The organism is Streptomyces sp. NPDC056361 (assembly GCF_042262805.1).
Taxonomy (GTDB): Bacteria; Actinomycetota; Actinomycetes; order Streptomycetales; family Streptomycetaceae; genus Streptomyces.
Map to the genome: position 1 here is coordinate 17,703 of NZ_JBHJQI010000023.1, position 17,234 is coordinate 34,936.

At 75.8% G+C, this 17,234-nt stretch carries 10 protein-coding genes; 9 read left to right on the top strand and 1 reads right to left on the bottom strand.

All coding sequences use genetic code 11. The annotated features are described in order from the left end of the window. Nucleotides 1-24: 24 nt before the first annotated feature. From ACFCY7_RS10220 to ACFCY7_RS10240, 5 genes are read left to right on the top strand one after another with little or no spacing between them, the layout of a single operon-like run. Entirely contained in the window at nucleotides 25-1,302 is a 1,278-nt protein-coding gene (locus ACFCY7_RS10220) for a hypothetical protein (RefSeq protein WP_376483109.1), read from the top strand. A gap of 59 nt (nucleotides 1,303-1,361) precedes the next feature. Continuing rightward, nucleotides 1,362-3,830 carry a tetratricopeptide repeat protein gene (locus ACFCY7_RS10225; RefSeq protein ID WP_376483111.1) on the top strand — a complete coding sequence of 823 codons (2,469 nt, stop codon included), beginning with the start codon at nucleotides 1,362-1,364 and terminating at the stop codon, nucleotides 3,828-3,830. Between the two features lie 2 nt (nucleotides 3,831-3,832). Then, on the top strand, nucleotides 3,833-5,215 hold the full coding sequence (locus ACFCY7_RS10230; RefSeq protein WP_376483112.1) for a PP2C family serine/threonine-protein phosphatase: 1,383 nt from the start codon (nucleotides 3,833-3,835) through the stop codon (nucleotides 5,213-5,215). 53 nt (nucleotides 5,216-5,268) lie between these two features. Continuing rightward, nucleotides 5,269-6,606, top strand: a complete 1,338-nt coding sequence (locus ACFCY7_RS10235) for a VWA domain-containing protein (RefSeq protein ID WP_376483113.1) — start codon at nucleotides 5,269-5,271, stop codon at nucleotides 6,604-6,606. 41 nt (nucleotides 6,607-6,647) lie between these two features. Beyond that, nucleotides 6,648-8,036: an FHA domain-containing protein gene (locus tag ACFCY7_RS10240; RefSeq protein WP_376483115.1), complete on the top strand. Its 1,389-nt coding sequence runs from the start codon at nucleotides 6,648-6,650 to the stop codon at nucleotides 8,034-8,036. Between the two features lie 8 nt (nucleotides 8,037-8,044). Here the strand turns inward: ACFCY7_RS10240 and ACFCY7_RS10245 are convergent, their stop codons facing one another. Beyond that, complete coding sequence (locus ACFCY7_RS10245) at nucleotides 8,045-8,998, bottom strand: methyltransferase domain-containing protein (RefSeq protein ID WP_376483117.1); 954 nt, start codon at nucleotides 8,996-8,998, stop codon at nucleotides 8,045-8,047. A 97-nt stretch (nucleotides 8,999-9,095) separates the two neighbouring features. On the opposite strand from ACFCY7_RS10245, the gene ACFCY7_RS10250 reads away from it, so the two are divergent. The 4 genes from ACFCY7_RS10250 to ACFCY7_RS10265 all read left to right on the top strand — a co-directional run bounded on the left by ACFCY7_RS10250 (nucleotide 9,096) and on the right by ACFCY7_RS10265 (nucleotide 17,057). Continuing rightward, complete coding sequence (locus tag ACFCY7_RS10250; RefSeq protein WP_376483119.1) at nucleotides 9,096-9,500, top strand: globin; 405 nt, start codon at nucleotides 9,096-9,098, stop codon at nucleotides 9,498-9,500. 230 nt (nucleotides 9,501-9,730) lie between these two features. Next, nucleotides 9,731-13,099, top strand: a complete 3,369-nt coding sequence (locus ACFCY7_RS10255; protein WP_376483121.1) for an FtsX-like permease family protein — start codon at nucleotides 9,731-9,733, stop codon at nucleotides 13,097-13,099. Then, on the top strand, nucleotides 13,099-16,077 hold the full coding sequence (locus ACFCY7_RS10260) for an FtsX-like permease family protein (protein ID WP_376483123.1): 2,979 nt from the start codon (nucleotides 13,099-13,101) through the stop codon (nucleotides 16,075-16,077). Before ACFCY7_RS10255 ends, ACFCY7_RS10260 begins: the two co-directional genes overlap by 1 nt. After that, nucleotides 16,074-17,057, top strand: a complete 984-nt coding sequence (locus tag ACFCY7_RS10265) for an ABC transporter ATP-binding protein (protein ID WP_376483124.1) — start codon at nucleotides 16,074-16,076, stop codon at nucleotides 17,055-17,057. The genes ACFCY7_RS10260 and ACFCY7_RS10265 overlap by 4 nt, the downstream gene beginning before the upstream one ends. Nucleotides 17,058-17,234: the final 177 nt, after the last annotated feature.

Genomic DNA, 17,234 nt, shown 5'->3' on the forward strand with positions numbered 1-17,234 from the left:
ACACGACAGCGGAAGAGGTAAGAGATGGGCGTCACGGGACCCCCCGGGCCGGTGATGGACCGGGACGAGGTGGACCGTGCGCTGGCGCGGCTCGGCGCCGAGCACAAGGCGATCGAGGACTCGCTCCTCGCGCTGCAGGACCACGCGGGCCGCAGGCTGCTCGAAGGGGCCGAGCTGACCGGCACCACCCGGGACCGGTGGGCGGCGACGGAGCGCACCATCACGCTGCTCTGGACCTGCTTCGACGTGTACACCGGGGCCCTGCGGGAGGCCCGTGAGGTGCGCGGACGACGCCGCTGGCCCACCCGCGAGGAGCTGGTGGAGCTGACCGACCGGCTGCGCGGCGAGAGCGTGCTCGTCGCCGGCGGAGCGGGCGAACAGGCGCTGCTCACCGAGCGTTTCAGCCTGGAGGGGCTCGTCCGGCGGATGAACGAGCTGTACGCCGCCTCGCTCGACCTGGTCGTCACCTCCGACGCCGTCTGGTCGGCGCTGCCGGCCCGGATAGACCTGCTCGCCGCCGAGCTGGGGCGGACGCGTTCGCTGGCGCACTCGGTGGGCGTGCGCCCCGGGGAGCATCCGGCGGGGGACGAGCTGGAGGCCATCACGGCCGAGCTGACCGCGCTGCGGTCCCAGGTGGTGACCGACCCGCTGGCCTTCTGGCACCCGGCGGCGGGGAGTTCGGCGCCCGGCGGGGGCCGTCCCGACACCGAGCGGTACGACCGGGCGGCGCTGGCCCTTGAGGACATCCGGCGCGAGATCGAGGCCGTCCTGGCGGTCCGGCAGGACTCCGAGGACCGGCTGCTGCGGCTGCGCGACGTGCTCTCGCGGGCCGACCGGACGCTCGCCGAGGCTCGTTCGGCGCGCGGCGAGGTCCTCGCGAAGATCGCCGCCTCCGAGGTGCCGGCCGTCAGCGGGCCGCCGACGGTGCTCCAGGAGCGGCTCTCGGTCGCCGCCGAGTACCGCAGGCACGCCCAGTGGCACCGGCTCTCCCCGCTGCTGGAGTCCCTGGAGCGGGAGGCGGAGGAGGAACTGCTGCGGGCCAGGGAGTCGTTGACCGCGGTCACGGCGCCGCTCGCGGTGCGGGCCGAACTGCGCGGCCGGCTCGACGCCTACAAGGCGAAGGTGGCCCGGCTCGGCGCGGCGGAGGACCCGCTGCTGGTCGAGCGGTACGACGCGGCCCGCAGGATGCTGTGGAGCGCGCCCTGCGATCTGCGGGTCGCGGAACAGGCCGTGCTGCGCTACCAGCAGGCGGCGGCGGACGTACTGTCCGGCCCGAGAGACGCGGGAGGACGACAGTGGTGAGCGGGGAGACGGGCGTGGGGAGCTGTCAGCGTCCTTCGTGCGAGGGATCGTACGAGGACATGGGAGGCGGCGAGCTGTACTGCGACACGTGCGGGCTCGCCCCGGTCGTCGCGCCCGGAGGGCTGATCGGCTCGACGCCGACCGGGATGGCCGTGCCCGGGAAGGGGACCGGCGGTGTCGGGGGGTCGGACTCGGGCTCCTCGCGGAGCAGTTCGCGCGCCTCGTCGCGGGCCTCGTCGCGCTCCTCGACCTCCCGCCGGTCGGTCTCCGGCCGGCTGTCGCGCGCGCTCTCCGGCGCGTCCACGGCCCGCTCGGTCTCGGTGCGCAGCTCGGGTTCGTCGACCGGCCAGTCCGCCAGGAACCGGCTGGGTGCGGGTCTGGTGGCCATTCCGGAGGTGCCGCGGCCCGATCCGCGGGCCGCGGTGATGGAGAACGCCGAGGTTCCCGAGCGGAAGCGTTTCTGCTCCCGCTCCGACTGCGGGGCCCCGGTGGGCCGCTCGCGGGGCGACCGGCCGGGCCGCACGGAGGGCTTCTGCACCAAGTGCGGCCACCCGTACTCCTTCGTGCCCAAGCTCCGCGCCGGGGACATCGTCCACGGCCAGTACGAGGTCGTGGGCTGCCTCGCGCACGGCGGCCTCGGCTGGATCTACCTCGCCGTCGACCGGGCGGTCTCCGACCGGTGGGTCGTCCTCAAGGGCCTGCTCGACACCGGCGACCAGGACGCCATGGCGGCGGCGATCTCCGAGCGCCGCTTCCTCGCCGAGATCGAGCACTCCAACATCGTCCGCATCTACAACTTCGTCGAGCACCTCGACCAGCGCACCGGCTCCCTGGACGGCTACATCGTCATGGAGTACGTCGGCGGCAAGTCCCTCAAGGAGATCGCCAACGACCGGCGCACCCCGGACGGCCGCCGCGACCCGCTGCCCGTCGAGCAGGCCTGCGCGTACGGGATCGAGGCCCTGGAGGCGCTCGGACACCTGCACAGCCGGAACCTGCTGTACTGCGACTTCAAGGTCGACAACGCCATCCAGACCGAGGACCAGCTGAAGCTCATCGACATGGGCGCGGTCCGGCGGATGGACGACGACGAGTCCGCGATCTACGGCACCGTCGGCTACCAGGCGCCCGAGGTGGCCGAGGTCGGCCCGTCCGTGGCGAGCGACCTGTACACGGTGGCGCGCACCCTCGCGGTGATGACCTTCGACTTCCAGGGCTACACGAACGTGTTCGTGGACTCCCTGCCCGACCCGGAGCACATCGCGGTCTTCCGGACCTACGAGTCGTTCTACCGCTTCCTGGTCCGCGCCACCGACCCCGACCCGGCCCGCCGGTTCGCCTCCGCGCAGGAGATGGCCGAGCAGCTGACGGGCGTCCTGCGCGAAGTGGTGTCACTCCAGTCCGGACGCCCCCGCCCGGCCCTCTCGACCCTGTTCGGCACGGAGGTGCGGGTCACCGACACCGCGCTCTTCGCCGAACTCGCCGAGGACGTCTCGCTGCTCGGTGCCCGCCGCGGCCGCGGACGCCGGGGCGGGACCGCCGGCGCCCCCGGGACCCCGACCGCCGCCGGGCTGCCCGCCGGTGCGGCGCTCGCCGGACTGCTCGCCCCCGTCGACACGCCCGCCACCGCGCTCGCGCTGCCCGTGCCGCGCGTCGACCCGGGCGACCCCAACGCCGGATTCCTCGCCGGCCTCGCCGCCGCCGCGCCCGGCGAACTGCTCGCGGCGCTCCAGGCCGCGCCCGCGCCCTCCGTCGAGCTGCGGCTGCGCACCCTGCGGGCCGAGCTGGAGCTGGGCGACCTGCGGTCCGCCGCCGGGACCCTCGCGGGCCTGGAGGAGCGGGACCCGGACGACTGGCGGGTCGTCTGGTACCGGGGGGTCACCTCCCTGGTGACCGGCGACCACGAGCAGGCGGCCCTCGCCTTCGACGCGGTGTACGACGCCTTCCCCGGCGAGCCCGCGCCGAAGCTGGCCCTCGGCGTCTGCGCCGAGGTGCTCGGCCAGTTGGACAACGCCGCCGAGTACTACCACCTGGTGTGGACCACCGACCCGAGCTTCGTGAGCGCGGCCTTCGGACTCGCCCGCGTACGGCTCGCGGCGGGCGACCGCACCGGGGCCGTACAGGCCCTGGAGTCCGTGCCCGAGGCGTCCATCCACTACACGGCGGCCCGGGTGGCGGCCGTGCGGGCGCGGCTGCGGCGGCGCCCCGCGCACGAGCCGCTCGGCACCGATCTGACGGCGGCCGCCACGCAGGTCTCCGCGCTCCAGGGCTTCGGTCTGGACGCGGTGCGCCGCGAGCAGTTGTCGACGGAGGTCCTCGGAACGGCCCTCGACTGGGTACTCTCCGGGAGTCCCGGTGCGGCACCGGGCGGCGGCGCGCTGCTGCTCGGAAGTGAACTGGACGAGCGCGGACTGCGCTTCGGCCTCGAACGCTCGTACCGGGTGCTTGCCCGGCTCGCCCAGCAGGGCGACGAGAGGATCGAACTGGTGGAGCGGGCCAACCGCTTCCGTCCCCGGACGTGGGTGTGAGGATGTCCCAGAAGCCGAAGCCGTCGCACGGACTCGCCGCCTGCCCGGGCTGCGCGGAGCCACTGGATTCGGGTGACCGGTTCTGCGGGGCGTGCGGCTACGACCTCTCGGCCCTGCCGGCCGCCGAGGCCGAGCCGGACCGCCCGACCGTGGCGATCGTCACCCCCGTCACCTGGCCGGACGCCCCGCCCCGGGACCCCGGTTCGCTCTCGACGATGACCCAGCACCCGGGCGACCTCCCCGGCACCGACTCCGGCGGCCGGGACCTGCCCACGATCGAGGTCCGCACGGACGGCCCGGCGCCGGCCCCCGCGGCGCCGGCCTCCGCGACCGCGTCCGGGACCGGAACGGGCGGCGACTTCGAACTGGCCGCTCCCGATCCCCGTACGGCCGTGCGGACCGATCCGCCCGCCGCCCCCGCCCAGGCACCGGCCGCGGCCGCCCCGGCGACGGCCCCGGCGGCGGCGCTCTGCGTGGCCTGCCGGGCCGGCCGGGTGGACACCGACGGCTACTGCGAGAACTGCGGGCACGCGCAGCCGCGCGAGCGGGACCACATGGAGCGGGAGGCCGGCCCCGCCGCCGCCGTCAGCGACCGGGGACTGCGCCACCACCGCAACGAGGACGCGTTCGCGGTCTCGGCGACCACCCTCCCCGACGGCTCCCCCGCCCTCCTCGCGATCGTCTGCGACGGCGTCTCCTCGGCGACCCGCCCCGACGACGCCTCCGCCGCCGCCGCGGCCGCGGCCGACGCCTCGCTGCTCGCCGCGCTGCCCCGGGGCACCCACCCGCAGCAGGCCATGCACGAGGCGATCGTGGCGGCCGCCGAGGCCGTCAACTCCCTCGCGGAGGAGCCGGGTCAGGACGGCTCGGAGCACGACCCGCACCGCCACCGGAACGCCCCGGCGTGCACCATCGTCGGCTCGATCGTCGCCGACGGCCTGCTCGTCGTGGGCTGGGTCGGCGACAGCCGCGCCTACTGGGTGCCGGACGACCGGGGCACCCAGTCCGTCCGGCTGACCGAGGACGACTCGTGGGCCGCCCAGATGGTCGCGGCGGGCCTGATGAACGAGGCCGAGGCGTACGCGGACGAGCGCGCCCACGCGATCACCGGCTGGCTCGGCGCCGACTCGTACGAACTGGAGCCGCACACCGCCTCGTTCAAGCCGGACCACTCCGGCGTGGTGGTGGTCTGCACCGACGGCCTGTGGAACTACGCGGAAGGACCCGAGGACATGGCCAGGGTCGTCCCCGCGGACGCGGCGGAGCGCCCGCTGCACGGCGCCCAGGTCCTGGTCGGGCACGCCCTGGACGGCGGCGGCCACGACAACATCACGGTCGCCCTCGTGCCGTTCACCGTCACTCCGCACGGGGCGGGGTCCGCCTGAGCGGTCGCCGGTCCTCCGTCCCTTCACCGCTGTTGCCCGAGGAGCCCGAACAGATGGCCAACTTCTCCAAGTCGACCGTGCCCCACTTCTCGGTGGACGTCTACCAGAACGAGTTCCTGCCGGAAGGCGGCCGGGACGTCAGCGCGATCGTCACGGTCACCTCGACCGGGGGCGGCACCGGCGGCGCGGGGCACGGCGGCCTCGGGGGCTTCGGGGGCGGCTCGGCCGGTGTCGTGATCATGGTCGACTGCTCCGGCTCGATGGACTACCCCGCCACCAAGATGCGCGGCGCGCGCGAGGCGACCGCCGCCGCCGTCGACACCCTGCGCGACGGCACCTCCTTCGCCGTCGTCGCCGGCACGCACGTGGCGAAGGAGGTCTACCCCGGCAACGGCGGCCTCGCCGTCGCCGACGCCCGGACCCGCGCCGAGGCCAAGGAGGCGCTGCGCCGCCTCTCCGCCGGCGGCGGCACGGCGATCGGCACCTGGCTGCGCCTCGCGGACCGGCTCCTCTCCTCCGCCGACCTGACCATCCGGCACGGCATCCTGCTCACCGACGGCCGCAACGAGCACGAGACGCCGGAGGAGCTGCGGGCCGCCCTGGACGCCTGCGCGGGCCGGTTCACCTGCGACGCGCGCGGGGTCGGCACCGACTGGGAGGTCAAGGAGGTCACCGGCATCGCGTCCGCGCTCCTCGGCACCGCCGACATCGTCGCCGACCCGGCCGGCCTCTCCGCCGACTTCACGTCGATGATGGAGACCGCGATGGGCAAGGGCGTGGCGGACGTCGTGCTCCGCCTGTGGACCCCGGTCGGGGTCGAGATCGCGTTCGTGAAGCAGGTGGCGCCGTCGGTCGAGGACCTCACCGGGCGGCGCACCGAGGCCGGCCCGCGCGCCGGGGACTACCCGACGGGTTCGTGGGGTGACGAGTCCCGCGACTACCACGTGAGCGTGCGGGTCCCGCGGGCCGCGGTGGGCCAGGAGATGCTCGCCGCCCGCGTCTCGCTGATCGCCCCGGACCCGGCGGGCGGCGACCCGCGGCCGCTGTCTCAAGGGCTGGTACGGGCGGTGTGGACGGACGACCTCGCGATGTCGACGTCGATCAACCCCCAGGTCGCGCACTACACCGGCCAGGCGGAGCTCGCGGATGTCATCCAACAGGGGCTCGATGCGCGCAAATCGGGCGATCACGACGGTGCGACGGCCAAACTGGGCCGCGCCGTGCAGCTCGCGGCGGCCTCCGGCAACGCGGATACGGCGAAACTCCTTTCGAAGGTGGTCGACGTCGTCGACGCGGCGACCGGTACTGTGCGTTTGAAGGCGAAGGTCGCGGAAGCGGACGAGATGACACTCGAGACCCGCTCCACCAAGACCGTTCGCGTCAAGAGGTAGCCCGGCCACCGGGCCGGACGACGAGAGGGGGAAGCACCGACATGCCGACCTGCCCGAACGGACACCAGTCGGTCTCCGACGACTGGTGCGAGGTCTGCGGCCACCGCATGGCCGGGGCGGGCGCGCCTGCGGGTGCCGTACCGCCGCCTCCCCCGCCGCCGCCCCCCGCGTACGGATACCCCGGCCCCGGCCAGGCCCCGCCGGGCCCGCCGCCGGGCGCGCCGGGCGGCTTCGACGGCCCCGGTGCGCACGGTGCTCCCGGCGGCTTCGACGGCCCTGGTGCGCACGGTGCTCCCGGCAGCTTCGACGGCTTCGGCCACGGCGCCCCCTCGGCTCCCCCGACACCTCCGGCTCCCGGCGGCTTCGGCCACGGGGGCGACCCGAACGCGACGGCCCAGGCGGAGCTCTGCCCGCAGTGCCGTACGCCGCGCGAGCACATGGCGCCGTTCTGCGAGGAGTGCCGCTGGAACTTCCTCACGAACACGGCGACCTCGTACACGCCGCTGGCCCCGCACAACCCGCCGGCGCAGCAGCCCGGGCCGCCGCCCGGCCTCAACCTGCCGCCGGGCTTCCAGTCCCCGCCGCCCCCGCCGCCGCATCACCAGCAGCCGCCGGCGCCGCAGCCCGACCCGTTCGGCTACCAGGGGTCGCGGCCCTCGCAGGTGAACCGGCCGGCCGAGCCGCTGGGCGCCGAGCCCACGCACCACCAGGCGCCTCCGCAGCGCCCGCCGGTGCAGCAGCCTCCGGTGCAGCAGCCGGGGACGCAGCAGCCGCCGGCCCCGCCCGCGTACCTCCAGGCCCCGGCGCCCCCCGCACCGCCGCAGCCGCGTGCCGACGACGACTGGGTCCTGTCCCCGCCGTCGCAGCCGCACGCCCCGCAGCCGCCGGCTCCGCAGCACCAGCAGCCGCCGGTGCAGCAGCCTCCGCAGCCCCCGCAGCACCAGGGGCCTCCTCCGCACCAGGGACCGCCGCCGCACCAGGCGCCCCAGGGGCCTCCGCAGCAGTTCCAGCCGCCGCGGCAGCCGCTGACCTGGACCGCGGTCATCGGCCCCGACCGCGAGTACTTCATGGCGATGATGCACCGCAGCGGGCCCGAGGCCTCGGGCCTCAACCTGCCCGCGTACTCGCCGGACAAGCACCTGCCGCTCCAGGGCAACCAGGTCTCCATCGGCCGCCGCCGGCACTCCACCGGCGAGTCCCCCGACATCGACCTGTCGGTGCCGCCGGAGGACCCGGGCGTCTCGCACCAGCACGCCGTGCTCGTGCAGCAGCCGGACGGCTCGTGGGCGGTGGTGGACCAGAACTCCACCAACGGCACCACGATCAACGGCGGCGAGGAACCGATCCAGCCGTACGTCCCGGTCCAGCTCCAGGACGGCGACCGCGTGCACGTCGGCGCCTGGACGACGATCACGATCCGGCTGGGATAGCCCCGGCCTCAGGCCTCGGGCAGGGGCCAGGCGTACGGTCCCGCGGGGTCGTCCAGCCAGGCCCACTGCCGGTCGCCGCTGACCGTCACCCCGAAGCGCTCCCGCTCCGGCCGCCGCTCGCGCAGCCAGAGCGAGAGCGCTTCGCGCCTGTCCAGGGCCTCCCCGGCCAGCCCCCAGAGGAAGCGGAAGCCCTCGTCCCCGGCCGGTCCGCGGCGCGGGACGCGGGCGGCGACGCCCCGGAGCGCCACGAAGTACGCCGAGGTCGCCAGGAACCGGCCCTCGGCGTGCGTGGCGTCGCGCACCCGCAGCAGGACGAGGCCGGTGGAGAGCGGGGCGAGGACCAGGGCGTCCGGCCGGCCCTGCGCGAGCCAGGGGTACGGCACCGAGGGCACCGCGCAGGTCGCGACGATCCGGTCGTAGGGGGCGTGCTCCGGGCAGCCGCGGGCGCCGTCGGCGGTCACGACGGCCGGCCGGTACCCGGCGGCGGCCAGGTGGGTCCTGGCGGACTCGGCGATCTCCTCGTCCAGGTCGACCGTGGTGACGTGCGCGTCGCCGAGCCGGTGGCAGAGCAGGGCGGCGTGGTAGCCGGTGCCGGCGCCGATCTCCAGGACGTCGTCCCCGTCGCGTACGTCCAGGGCCCGGAGCATCAGCGCCATCAGCGACGGCTGGCTGGCCGAGGAGACCAGCTCGCCGTCCCGGACCCGGGTGGCGATCGCCGTGTCCCCGTACGCCCCGCGCAGCCAGCGCTCCCGGCGCCCGGCGTCGGGGTCGCCGGACCAGAGCCGCTCGTAGCCGCCCGACCCCGCGACGTAGTAGTACGGGACGAAGAGATGGCGCGGGACCTCGCCGAAGGCGGCCCGCCAGGCCGGATCGGCCAGCTCTCCCGCCGCCTCCACCTCGCGCACGAGCGCCCGCCGCGCCCGCGCACCGGCCCCGGCGAACTCGTCCCACGGCTCACCCATGCCTCCACTCTGCCGCCGCGGGAGAGGCCCGGCGAGCGCTCCCGGGGGCGGTCCTGGACCTCCGGTCCTAGGCCGGGTCATCTGAGACGATGGAACGGTGAACGAGATTCCCGGGGAAACAGTGCAGGAGCAGACCTTCTACGAGCAGGTCGGCGGCGAGGAGACCTTCCGCCGTCTGGTCCACCGCTTCTACGAGGGCGTCGCCGGGGACCCGCTGCTGCGCCCGATGTACCCCGAGGAGGACCTCGGCCCCGCCGAGGAGCGGCTCGCCCTCTTCCTGATCCAGTACTGGGGCGGCCCCCGTACCTACAGCGACCACCGCGGCCACCCCCGCCTCCGGATGCGCCACGCCCCGTTCACCGTCGACCGCGCCGCCCACGACGCCTGGCTCCGCCACATGCGCGACGCCGTGGACGCGCTCGGCCTCTCCCCCGCCCACGAGGCGGAGCTCTGGAACTACCTGACCTACGCCGCCGCGTCGATGGTGAACACCGCGGACTGACGCTCCCTCACCCCGCCCCCGTCGCCGCGGCGGCCCGGCTCACGCCCCGACCGGGCATGGACGGACACATTCCGGAGAGTGTGCCCCAAATAACGGTCACAATCGCATCAAGGTCGGTCTGCAAGCGGTTTCCAGCAGCCCGTGCACTCTGAAAGCATCCGAGAGAAGTTCCGGGGGCGTTCGGCGAGTGTTCGACGTGCGTGCCGTGATCAGGGTGGCCAGGGGGACGGGTGACGGGGTTCGTATTTCTGCGCGTCAGGGCGCACCGGCTGCTGCTGTCCGCCGCACTCCTCGCGGTGCTCCTGACCACCTCGGTGCTGGCCACGCTCGCGGCGTTCTCCGGTGCCATCGGTGACGCGGCGCTCCAGGCCGGCCTGCGGGGCCGGTCGGCGGCGGCCGCGTCGCTGCTCGTCACCGGCCAGGTGACCGAGGCGAAACGGGCGAGCGCCGAGGCCGCCGTGACCGACGGCGTGCGGCGCACCTTCGACGGACTGCCGGTCACCGTACGGCGCCTGGAGCGCTCGGGACCGTACGCGCTGCCGCGGAACCTCCAGCCCGCCGCGGCCCGCAAGGGCGACCCCGACCTGACGCACTTCGCCGCCCTCGACCGCTCGCGGCTGACGCTCGTCAAGGGCGCCTGGCCCTCGGCGACCCGGACCGCGGGCGTGGTCGAGACGGCGCTGCCCGAAGAGGCCGCCCGACGGCTGCGGGTGGAGCCCGGCACCGTCCTCGACCTCGGTGACCGGCTCGACGAGAAGCGACCGGTGAAGACCCGGATCACCGGCGTCTACCGGCCCGTCGACACCGCCGACCTGTACTGGCAGCTCGACCCGGCCGGCGGGCGCGGCGTACGGACCGTCGCGTTCACGACGTACGGGCCGCTGCTCGTCGACCCGGCCGTGCTCGGCGCCGGGGTACTGAGCGCCGGCACCACGTCCTGGCTCGGCTCCGCCGACTTCACCGGCTTCACCACCGACCGGATCGACGCCCTGCGGGCCTCGGCGACCGCCGGCCCGAAGGCCCTCGCCGAGAACACCGACGCGTTCGGGACGACGATCTCCGCGACCACCGCGCTGCCGACCTCCCTGGAGCAGACCCAGCGCGCACTGCTCGTCTCCCGCTCCACCCTGCTGATCGTCGCCGTACAGCTGGTGCTGCTCGCCACCTACGCCCTGCTGCTCGTCGCCCGGCTGCTCAGCACCGAGCGCTCCGGCGAGACGGCGCTGCTGCGGGCCCGCGGCGGTTCGCGGCGCCGGATCGCCGGGCTCGCCGGCGCCGAGGCGCTGCTGCTCGCGCTGCCGGCGGCCGTCGCCGCACCGCTCCTGTCCGGACCGCTGACCCGGCTCTTCGCCGACCGGTCCGCGCTCTCCTCGCTCGGCGTCCGGCTCGACACGACCCCCTCGCTCCAGGTGTGGCTGGTCGCCGCCGCCGTGGCCCTGCTCTGCGCGGCGGCCGTCGTCGCGCCCGCGCTCGCCGCCGGCGACGGCTCCGGCGTCTCGCTGCGCAAGGCCCGCTCGGCGTCGCTGCCCGCTCCCGTGCGGGCCGGCGCCGACGTCGCCCTCCTCGCCGTCGCGGCCGTCGCCTACTGGCAGTTGCAGCGGCCCGCCGCCGCGGGCGGCACCCTCGGCGCGGACGAGGACGGCGGCGGCTCCATCGACCCGGTGCTCGTCGCCGCGCCCTCGCTCGCCCTGCTCGCCGGCACCGTCCTGACCCTGCGCCTGCTGCCGCCCGCCGCCAAGCTGGCCGAGCGGCGCGCGGCGGGCGGCCGCGGCCTCTCCGCCGCCCTCGCCGGCTGGCAGTTCAGCCGACGGCCGCTGCGCGGCGCCGGCCCCGTCCTCCTCCTCGTCCTCGCCGTGGCGATGGGCATGCTGGCCATCGGGCAGAGCGGCTCGTGGGAGCGCTCGCAGCGCGACCAGGCCGACTTCCGCACCGGGGCGGCCGTCCGCGTCCTCAGCGCCGGGCCCGGCGAACCGACGGAGACCGAGCGGCTGGCCACCGTGCCGGGCGTGACGGCCGTGGCCCCGGTGTACCGCGCCGACACGGACGTCGCCGGGAAGACCGCGACCGTCCTGGCCATGGACGCCCGCAACGCCTCCACCGGCATGCTGCTCCGCCCCGACCTCACCGGCGCCACCGCCCCCGCCCTCCTCGCCCCGCTCGTGCCGAAGGGCGCCGACCGGCCCGGCCTCAAGCTGCCCGCCGGCACCCGCACCCTCTCCGCCGACGTGCGCACGCTCGCGCCGGCCGGCACGCCCGAGAGCAAGGTCACGGCCGTCCTGGAGGACCCGAACGGCATCCCGTACACGCAGCTGATGGGGACGCTGCCGTCCGACGGCCGCACCCACCGGCTCACCGTCGACCTCGGTGCCCTGACCGCCGGCCCCGGCGCCGACGCGAGCCGCGGCTCCGGCGGCCTGCTCACCCTCACCGGCCTGGAGGCCGACGGCCCGATCGCCGAGGGCGCGTCCCACACGCAGACCCTCCGCGTCGAGCGCTTCGGCACCGTCCGCGCGGACGGCACCGAGCAGCAGCACGACCCGGCGCGGGTCCTGGCCTCCTGGAAGGCCGTCTTCGAGCAGACCGAGTACGGCGACCCGGGAGGCAGCGGCCCCGCGGTCGGCTCCGCCGGGCCCACCGGACCCGGCGGCGGCCCGGCGCCGTACTCCGTCCCCTTCGTCGTCACCGGCGGGATCCCCGACGACTCGCACTGGGAGTCGGAGGAGTACACCCTGCGGCTGCTCGCGCCCATGCCCCCGGCCCCCGACCACCTGCCCGCCGTGGCCACCGAGGCCTTCATGGCGGCGACCGGCGCCAAGACCGGCGACCCGATCGAGGTCTCCGTCGACGGCCGGCAGATCGAGGTCTCCGTCACCCGCGTGGTCAAGGAGCTCCCGACCACCGGCCCCGGCGCCCGGACCGTGTCCGCGACCTCGCCCATCGCCACCCCCGAGGACGGCGGCGCGATCCTCGTCGACCTGGCGTCGGCCAACCGCTACCTCGCCGGCGACGCCGAGCAGAACGCGACCCTGCCGCCCACCGAGTGGTGGCTCACCGTCGCCCCCGGCCGCGCGGACGACGTCGCCGCGGCCCTGCGCGCCCGCCCCAACGCGGACCCCGCCCAGGTCCTGGTCCGCGACGAGGCCGCCACCGACCTCCTCGGCGACCCGCTCGGCGCCGGCCCCAACGCCGCCCTGATGGCGGTCGCGGCCGCCGCCGCCGCGCTCGCCGCGGTCGGCTTCGCCGTCGGCTCGGCCGGCGCGATGCGGGAACGGTCCGCCGAGTTCGGCGTGCTGCAGGCGCTCGGCACCCCGCGCCGCCGGCTCGCCCGGCTCATCGCCGCCGAACAGGGCATCCTCATCGGCATCGGCCTGCTCGTCGGCATCGGGCTCGGCACCGTCCTCGCCCGGGCCGTCGTCCCGCTCGTCGTCCTCACCGGCCAGGCCGCCCGCCCCGTCCCCGGGGTCCTCGTCGAACTGCCCCTCGGCCAGGTGGCCCTGCTCCTCGCCGGCGTCGCCGCCCTCCCGCTGGCCATCGTCGCCGCCATCGCCCTGCGCCGCACCGACCCCGTCGTGACCCTGCGCCACCAGGGGGACCACTGATGCCCGCCGCGGACGACGACGTGACCGGCGGGCAGCCCGCCGAGAACCCCGGACCTCCCACCGGAGCGCCCGAGACCCCCGCCGCACGCAGGAAGGCACCCGACATGTCCCCGTCCCGGTCCGACAAGCCCGCCCGCGCCGTGGCGCCCTGGGTGCGGACCCGGCTGCGGACCGCGCCCTGGGCCGCCGTGTCCCTCGCCCTGCTCGTGCTCGTCACCGCCTACCTCGCGGCGGTGCTGCCGCGCGCCGTGGACGCCTACGAGACGGACGGCCTGCGCCACGACATCCGGGCCGCCGCGCCCCGCAACAGCGTCCTCGAACTGACCGCCGAGGCACCCGGCCTGGAGCGCAAGCAGGCCGATCGCGAGAAGGACCTGGCCCCCGACGCGCTCCAGCGGCAGCGCGACGACGTCCTCACCCTGCTCCCCCCGACCCTGCGCACCGACCCGCGGCAGACCGTCCACGGCGTCCGCACCGTCACCCGGGTCAAGGCCCTCGACCCGTGGCTGCCGCGGCCCGACGGGATCCCCCCCGAGTTCGTCCTCTCCTCCCCGTCCGAGCTGGCCGGCCACGCGACGCTGAAGCAGGGCCGGCCCGCCGCCGGCACGGCGCGCCGCCCCGAGGCCGTGGTGACGGCGAAGACCGCCGAGTCCCTGCACCTGAAGCCCGGTTCGGTCGTGCACGTGCCGGGCCGGGTCAGCGCGGTGCCGGTCGCCGTGACCGTCACCGGAATCGTGGAGCCGCGCGGCCCCGAGACCGCGTACTGGTCCGTCGAGCCGCTGCTGCGCACGCCCGCGCTCGCCCCGATCGTCAGCGACGAGGTGAAGTACTACTGGCAGGGCGCGCTGCTGGTCTCCCCCGAGTCGGCGCCCGCCCTGCTCGGCACCCTCGGCGACCCGGAGGTCTTCTTCCGGTTCATGCCGACGGCCGACCACCTCACCGCCCGCGACACCGACCGGCTCACCGCCGCGCTCGACTCCGTCGGCAGCGGCCCCGACCTGGTGAAGATCCGCCGGGTCATCGGGCCCACCGGCGCCCTCGGCACCGACCTCGACGCCATCGTCGACTCGTTCCGCTCGATGCGCGACGCGATCGACCCGGTCGTGGCCGTCGCCGTCTTCGGCATCGGCGCCGTCGCCGCGGTCGTCCTCGCCATGACCGGCGGCCTCTTCGTCGCCCGCCGCGACAGCGAACTGGCACTGATCCGCTCCCGCGGAGCCTCGCTCACCGGCATCGGCCTGCGGCTGCTCGGCGAGACCTCGGCGGTCGCCGTACCGGCCGCGGCCCTCGCCCTCGGCCTCGCGGTGGCGACGGTGCCCGGCCCGGACGGCGGGTCCGGCGGGATCCCGCTCGCGCCCTCCCTCCTCGCCGCCACGGCCGTCGCCCTCATCGCGATGCTGGTCCTGCCCCTGCGGGCGGCCTTCGTCCACCGGACCCCGCGACTGCACGGCGGGCGCGACGACCTGCTCACCGCCCGCCCCTCGCGCCGCCGCACGGTCCTCGAACTCACCGTGCTCGTGCTGACCGTCGGCGCCGTCGCCTCGCTGCGGCTGCGCGGCACCGCCGACTCCGGGGACCACCTGGTGAGCGCCGCGCCGGTGCTCGTCGGCCTGATCGCGGCCATGCTGCTCGTACGGATCTACCCGCTGCCGCTGCGGTGGGCCGCCCGCCCGGCCCGCCGGCTGCGCGGGGCCGTCGGACCGCTGGCCCTGGCCCGCGCCGGACGCTCCTCGTCGACGGGCACGCTCCCGCTCCTCGCACTGGTCCTCGCGCTGACCACGGCGGCCTTCGGCGGCTCCGTCCTCGCCGGTGTCGCCGACGCCCGCGACCGGGCCGCTCTCCTGGCGACCGGCGCGGACGCCCGCATCGACGGCTCGGTCGAGTGGACGCCGCTGCCGGCCGGGCTCACCGACCGGGTGCGCCGGACCGCCGGGGTACGGGACCTGGCCCCGGTGCAGGTCGAGTACGGGGTGACGGTGCCGTCCGTCGAAGGCACCTCCGCCCAGCAGATGAGCGCCCAGCTCGTCGGCGTCGAGCCCGGCTCGTACACCCGGCTCGCCGACCGGACCGGCTTCGGCCCCTTCCCGGCCGCGCTGCTCGCGTCGACCGGGCGGGGCGGCCCGGACGCCGTCGGGGACACCGGCCGGGTGCTGCCCGCCGTCGCCTCGCCGTCGGTCGCCGAGCGGCTCGGCAAGGAGTCCCTGGAGATCGTGGCGGCGGCCGGCACGTTCCGGGTGAAGGTGGTCGCCGTCCGGTCGACGACCCCGGCCGTCTCCGGCGCCGACTTCCTCCTCGTCAACGCCGCCGACCTCACCCGCCGGATCCCCACGACGCTGCTCGTCACCGGCTCGCCGAACGGCGCCGCGCTGCGCGCCGCCGTCGCGGACGCGTCGGGGTCCGCGACGGGGTCCGGGTCGGGGTCCGCGCCCGGGGCGAAGTCCGCGTCCGAGTCCGGGTCCGCGTCCGGCGACTTCCTGGTGACGATGCGGAGCGAGGAGCGGGCCACCTACGTGGACTCGCCGCTCCAGTCGGGCGCCGAGGGCATCTACCTGGGCGCGATCGGCGCGGGCGCCGGCTACGCGATGGTCGCCGTCCTGCTCTCCCTCATGCAGAGCGCGCCGGAACGGACCAAGCTCCTCGCCCGCCTCCGGACGATGGGCCTCACCCGCAAGCAGGGCCGGCGGCTGCTCGGCCTCGAAGCACTGCCGCAGGCGGTCCTCGCGGCACTCGGCGGCACCCTGGTCGGTTGGGCGACGGTTCCGCTGCTCGCCCCGGGCATCGACCTGTTCCGACTGGCGCTCGCGACGGCGCCGGGATTCGCCCGACTGGACAGCGCCCCGCTGCGGGCGGACCCGTGGTCGCTGGTGCTGCCCGCCCTCGCCGTCGTCGTCCTCACGGGGCTGGCGGCGGCGGGACAGGCCTGGTGGGCGGGGCGCAGGGGCTCGATCAAGGAACTCAGGGCAGGAGACGCACGATGACCAAGACCGGGACCCCGGGTGGGACGACGCTGACCGACACCGGTTCGGACACCACCCTCGAAGAGCTGGAGCGGCGGGCCACGGCGCGGCGCGACCGGCCCTCGTACGGCCACGACGCCCTCATCGCCTGCGACCGCCTCGTCCGGATCTTCACCACGGACGGCGTCGAGGTGCAGGCGCTCCAGGGACTCGACCTCCTCGTGAAGGAAGGCGAGTTGATGGCCCTGGTCGGCGCCTCCGGCTCCGGCAAGTCGACCCTGATGAACATCCTCGCGGGCCTGGACGTACCGACCGCCGGCGCGGCCCGCGTCGCCGGCTGCGACCTGCTCGCCATGGACGGCAAGGCGCGCCTCCGCTACCGCCGGGAGGTCGTCGGCTTCGTCTGGCAGCAGACCGCCCGCAACCTCCTCCCCTACCTGACGGCCGCCCAGAACGTCGCCCTTCCCATGCAGTTGCGGGGCCGCTCCAAGCAGAAGGCCGAGCGCGCCGAGGAACTGCTCGCCATGCTCGGCATCTCCGAGATCCGCGACCGGCGGCCGCACCAGCTCTCCGGCGGACAGCAGCAGCGGGTGGCCATCGCGGTCGCCCTGGCCAACAACCCGGCCGTGCTCCTCGCCGACGAGCCGACGGGCGAGCTGGACTCCGCCACCGGCGAGCAGGTCTTCGCGGCCTTCCGCCGCGCCAACGAGGAGCTCGGCACGACGATCGTCATCGTCACCCACGACCAGGCCGTCGCCTCCGAGGTCCGCCGCACCGTCGCCATCCGCGACGGCCGCACCTCCTCCGAGGTGCTCCGCCGCACCGAGGTCGACGAGCTCGGCCAGGAGTCCCTCGTCGCACGCGAGTACGCCATGCTCGACCGCGCCGGCCGCCTCCAGCTCCCCGCCGAGTACACCCAGGCCCTGGGCATGGAGCACCGGGTCGCCCTCGAACTCGAACAGGACCACATCGGGGTCTGGCCGGACGACGCGGAGCACTGAGGCGGGCCCCGATCCCTGGGCCTCCTGGGCCTCCTGGGGATCCGGGGGATCCGGGGGATCCGGGGGATCCGGGGGATCCGGGGGATCCTGGGACCGGAGTTCAAGCGGCCGCGCAACCGCGTACCCCCGAACCGGCGTCCCCGCCCACGGACCTGACCGCAGTCGACGCCACTCCCG

Coding starts and splice junctions, on each gene's coding strand:
- ACFCY7_RS10220 (WP_376483109.1), top strand. CDS start 25: ATGGGCGTCACGGGACCCCCCGGGCCGGTGATGGACCGGGACGAGGTG.
- ACFCY7_RS10225 (WP_376483111.1), top strand. CDS start 1,362: ATGGGAGGCGGCGAGCTGTACTGCGACACGTGCGGGCTCGCCCCGGTC.
- ACFCY7_RS10230 (WP_376483112.1), top strand. CDS start 3,833: ATGTCCCAGAAGCCGAAGCCGTCGCACGGACTCGCCGCCTGCCCGGGC.
- ACFCY7_RS10235 (WP_376483113.1), top strand. CDS start 5,269: ATGGCCAACTTCTCCAAGTCGACCGTGCCCCACTTCTCGGTGGACGTC.
- ACFCY7_RS10240 (WP_376483115.1), top strand. CDS start 6,648: ATGCCGACCTGCCCGAACGGACACCAGTCGGTCTCCGACGACTGGTGC.
- ACFCY7_RS10245 (WP_376483117.1), bottom strand. CDS start 8,998: ATGGGTGAGCCGTGGGACGAGTTCGCCGGGGCCGGTGCGCGGGCGCGG.
- ACFCY7_RS10260 (WP_376483123.1), top strand. CDS start 13,099: ATGCCCGCCGCGGACGACGACGTGACCGGCGGGCAGCCCGCCGAGAAC.
- ACFCY7_RS10265 (WP_376483124.1), top strand. CDS start 16,074: ATGACCAAGACCGGGACCCCGGGTGGGACGACGCTGACCGACACCGGT.